Genomic DNA, 4250 nt, shown 5'->3' on the forward strand with positions numbered 1-4250 from the left:
ATCAGTTTGGGCAGGGGGCGAAGCGGGGCGGGTTTGGAAGGGGTGGGTTCTGACATGATGGTCGAAGCTGTGAAATTGCCGAATTGTAGGGGGCACGGCAAAGCGGCCTTTTATTGTGGAAATTTGTAAGCTTCAAGCCAGTCAGTGGCCTGTAAGTGCAAAGGCAGAAAGTACCCGGCATCTAATGACAACAAGGAGACTTCACCGATGAGCGCCTCAACCTCTACCTCCAACTCGGCTATTCAGTCCACGCTGGTTGAAAACCGCGTATTCCCGCCCAGCGATGCCATGGTCAAGGCGGCCCGCATTTCAGGCATGGACGGCTACAACGCACTGTGTGCCGAGGCCGAAAAAGACTTTGAAGGTTTCTGGGCCCGCCTGGCGCGCGAAAACCTGGTCTGGAACAAACCGTTCACCCAGACCCTGGATGAATCCAACGCGCCGTTTTACCAGTGGTTTGCCGACGGCGAGATCAACGCGTCGGCCAACTGCCTGGACAAGCACATGGGCACCCCGGTAGAGAACAAGACAGCCGTCATTTTTGAAGCCGACGATGGCAGCGTCACCAAGACCAGCTACAAGGAACTGCTGGCGCGCGTCAGCCAGTTTGCCAACGCGCTCAAGGCCGAAGGCATCCAGAAGGGCGACCGCGTCCTGATCTACATGCCCATGACGCTTGAAGGCGTGATTGCCATGCAGGCCTGCGCCCGCATTGGCGCCACCCACAGCGTGGTGTTTGGCGGCTTTTCAGCCAAGGCGCTGCAGGAACGCATCATTGACGCCGGCGCCGTGGCCGTCATTACAACCAATTACCAGATGCGCGGCGGCAAGGAACTGCCGCTGAAAGCGATTGTGGATGAAGGCCTGGCGATGGGCGGCTGCGACACCATCCGCTCCGTGCTGGTGTACCAGCGCACGGCCACGGCCTGCAACATGGTGGCCGGGCGCGACAAGACCTTTGACGAAGCGCTGGCCGGCCTCAGCACCGAGTGCGCGCCCGTGCCCGTGGGCGCCGAGCACCCGCTGTTCATCCTGTATACCTCGGGCTCCACCGGCAAGCCCAAGGGCGTGCAGCATTCCACCGGCGGCTACCTGCTGTGGGCCAAGGTCACGATGGACTGGACCTTCGACTTGAAGCCGGACGACGTGTTCTGGTGCACCGCCGACATCGGCTGGATCACCGGCCACACCTATGTGGCCTACGGCCCGCTGGCGGCCGGCGCCACCCAGATCATTTTCGAGGGCGTGCCCACCTACCCGAATGCTGGCCGCTTCTGGCAGATGATCGAGCGCCACCAATGCACGATTTTCTACACCGCGCCCACGGCCATCCGTTCGCTGATCAAGGCCGCCGAAGCCGACGAAAAAGTGCACCCGGACCGCTCCGACCTGTCCAGCCTGCGCATCCTGGGCTCGGTCGGCGAGCCGATCAACCCCGAAGCCTGGATGTGGTACTACAAGAACATCGGCCATGAGAACTGCCCGATCGTGGACACCTTCTGGCAGACCGAAACCGGCGGCCACATGATGACGCCGCTGCCCGGCGCCACGCCGCTGGTGCCCGGCAGCTGCACGCTGCCGCTGCCCGGCATCATGGCCGCGATTGTGGACGAGGTCGGCAATGACATTCCCAACGGCACCGGCGGCATCCTGGTGATCAAGCGGCCCTGGCCGTCGATGATCCGGACCATCTGGAACGACCCTGCGCGCTTCAAGACCAGCTATTTCCCCGAAGAAATGGGCGGCAAGATGTACCTGGCCGGCGACGGCGCGGTGCGCAGCGAAGACCGCGGCTACTTCCGCATCACCGGCCGCATCGACGATGTGCTCAACGTCTCGGGCCACCGCATGGGCACCATGGAAATCGAGTCGGCGCTGGTCGGCAAGTCAGACCTGGTGGCCGAAGCCGCCGTGGTCGGCCGTCCGGACGACCTCACCGGTGAAGCCATCTGCGCCTTTGTGGTGCTCAAGCGTTCACTGCCGTCCGGCGAAGAAGGCAAGCGCATTGCCAAGGAACTGCGTGACTGGGTGGCCAAGGAAATCGGCCCCATCGCCAAGCCCAAGGACATCCGCTTTGCTGAAAACCTGCCCAAGACCCGCTCCGGCAAGATCATGCGCCGGCTGCTGCGCTCGATTGCCAAGGGCGAGGCCGTGACGCAGGACACCTCCACGCTGGAAAATCCGGCCATTCTGGACCAGCTGGGCCAGGCGTATTGAGCCTTGAATAGCGCCTCCGGGTGCTATTGAAATAATAGTTGCTAGTGCCCGATCAGTATGGGCTAGGGCTAAAAAACAAAAAATCCCGCTCAGTGAGCGGGATTTTTGTTGGGCGGCTGACAGCCCTTATTTCTGGGCCAGTATCCAGGTCACCAGCTTCTTGGCCTCGTCAGCGTTCACCTGCGGGTTGGCGGGCATGGGCACGGGGCCCCAGACGCCGGCGCCGCCCTTCATGACCTTGGCAGCGAGCTTGTCGCTTGCGTCTTTCTGGCCGGCGTACTTGGCAGCGACATCTTTGAAAGACGGACCCACCAGTTTTTTGTCCACGGCATGGCAGGCCATGCAGTTCTTGGCGGTGGCCAGCTGCAGGTCAGCCAGCGCGGGCGTGGTCACTGCAAAACCTGCTGCTGCGCAAGCGATAACCGATAGAATTTTTTTCATGGAATGTCCTCAAGGCTGAATGATGGATTCGGATACAGTCAATCAACGGGATTGTAGGGACATTGGTTGACCCCGACCCCGGGCCCAAAGCGCCAAGCCCACCTCAGAGCGATCAAAACCTTCAGGAGTTACATATGTATTTTTTACTTATCGGGCTTGTTGCCCTGGCCATGAAATACCTGGAGCTTGACCCCGTAGCGGCCTTGAGTTGGTGGATTGTGCTGACGCCTTTTGCGCTTGCGGTTGCCTGGTGGAGCTGGGCCGATGCCTCGGGCTACACCAAGCGGCGGGAAATCGAAAAAATGGACGCGCGCACAAAGCTGCGCATCGACAAACAGCGCGCTGCCATGGGCATGCTGCCCAAAAAGAAGCGCTGAATTGCGCGCCTGGGCAGGCTGCCTGAAGCTGCCCTGATACAAAAGCAAAGAGCCCGTGAAGTTTTGTCACGGGCTCTTTGCATGACAGCGCTTTACAGCGCAGCGGCCATCAATAGTCGTCAAGCACCGCGCCCTTGCTGGCGCTGGAGGCGTTGAAGGCAAACTTGGCCTGTACGCCACGTATGTAGCGCGGCAGCGGCGCCTTCCAGCCCACTTTTCGGCTTTCCAGCTCGGCGTCGCTGATGTTCAGCTGCAGCAGCAACTGGCGCGCATCAATCGTGATGGAATCGCCTTCCCGGATGAACGCGATGTTGCCGCCCGCCGCCGCTTCAGGCGCCACGTGGCCCACCACCATGCCCCAGGTGCCGCCCGAAAAGCGTCCGTCGGTGATCAGGCCCACGCTTTCGCCCAGGCCGGCGCCAATCAGCGCGCCTGTGGGTGCCAGCATTTCAGGCATGCCCGGGCCGCCCTTGGGGCCCAGGTAGCGCAGGACCATCACGTCACCTGCCACGATCTTGCCGGCCAGAATGGCGGCCAGGCCGGACTGCTCGTCGTCGAACACGCGGGCCGGGCCCGTCATGACCGGGTTTTTCAGGCCGGTGATCTTGGCCACGCAGCCCTCGGGCGACAGGTTGCCTTTCAAAATGGCCAGGTGGCCTTGCGCATACATGGGTTTGTCGATGGGGCGGATCACGTCCTGGTCGGCACGCGGCGCATCGGGCACATCCTTGAGCGTTTCGGCAATGGTCTGGCCCGAAATGGTCAGGCAGTCGCCATGCAGCAGGCCGGCAACCAGCAGCATTTTCATGACCTGCGGGATGCCGCCGGCCTGGTGCAAGTCCACGGCCAGGTATTCGCCCGACGGCTTGAGGTTGCACAGCACCGGTGTTTTCTGGCGCACGCGCTCGAAGTCGTCAATCGTCCATTCGACGCCGGCCGCATGGGCAATCGCCAGGAAGTGCAGCACGGCATTGGTCGAGCCGCCTGTGGCCATGATCACGGCCACGGCGTTTTCAATCGATTTGCGCGTCACGATGTCGCGCGGCTTGATGTCATTCTTGATCGCCTCGACCAGCACCCGGGCCGACTCCTTGGCCGAGTTGACTTTTTCGTCGTGCGGATTGGCCATGGTGCTGGAGTAGGGCAGCGAAATGCCCAGGGCCTCGAAGGCGCTGGACATGGTGTTGGCCGTGTACATGCCGCCGCAGCTGCCGG

General features: G+C 61.9%; 4 protein-coding genes. 2 read left to right on the forward strand and 2 right to left on the reverse strand.

From position 1 onward, the window contains the following. Positions 1-207: 207 nt before the first annotated feature. Positions 208-2217, forward strand: a complete 2010-nt coding sequence (acs, locus tag IV091_RS09325) for an acetate--CoA ligase (RefSeq protein ID WP_293467974.1) — start codon at positions 208-210, stop codon at positions 2215-2217. Positions 2218-2343: 126 nt separating this feature from the next. Here acs and IV091_RS09330 read toward each other — a convergent pair whose 3' ends face one another. Next, positions 2344-2658: a c-type cytochrome gene (locus tag IV091_RS09330; protein ID WP_293467977.1), complete on the reverse strand. Its 315-nt coding sequence runs from the start codon at positions 2656-2658 to the stop codon at positions 2344-2346. Positions 2659-2792: 134 nt separating this feature from the next. Between IV091_RS09330 and IV091_RS09335 the strand changes: the two genes are divergently transcribed. Then, positions 2793-3035, forward strand: coding sequence for a TIGR04438 family Trp-rich protein (locus IV091_RS09335; protein ID WP_293467980.1), 243 nt, complete (start codon positions 2793-2795; stop codon positions 3033-3035). A gap of 109 nt (positions 3036-3144) precedes the next feature. On the opposite strand, the gene IV091_RS09340 is transcribed toward IV091_RS09335, so the two are convergent. Continuing rightward, positions 3145-4250: dihydroxy-acid dehydratase (locus tag IV091_RS09340; protein WP_293467983.1), on the reverse strand; the 1106-nt coding region annotated here is incomplete at its 5' end.

Source organism: Polaromonas sp., assembly GCF_018780625.1.
GTDB lineage: Bacteria > Pseudomonadota > Gammaproteobacteria > Burkholderiales > Burkholderiaceae_C > Polaromonas.

Coding starts and splice junctions, on each gene's coding strand:
- IV091_RS09330 (WP_293467977.1), bottom strand. CDS start 2,658: ATGAAAAAAATTCTATCGGTTATCGCTTGCGCAGCAGCAGGTTTTGCA.
- IV091_RS09335 (WP_293467980.1), top strand. CDS start 2,793: ATGTATTTTTTACTTATCGGGCTTGTTGCCCTGGCCATGAAATACCTG.
- acs (WP_293467974.1), top strand. CDS start 208: ATGAGCGCCTCAACCTCTACCTCCAACTCGGCTATTCAGTCCACGCTG.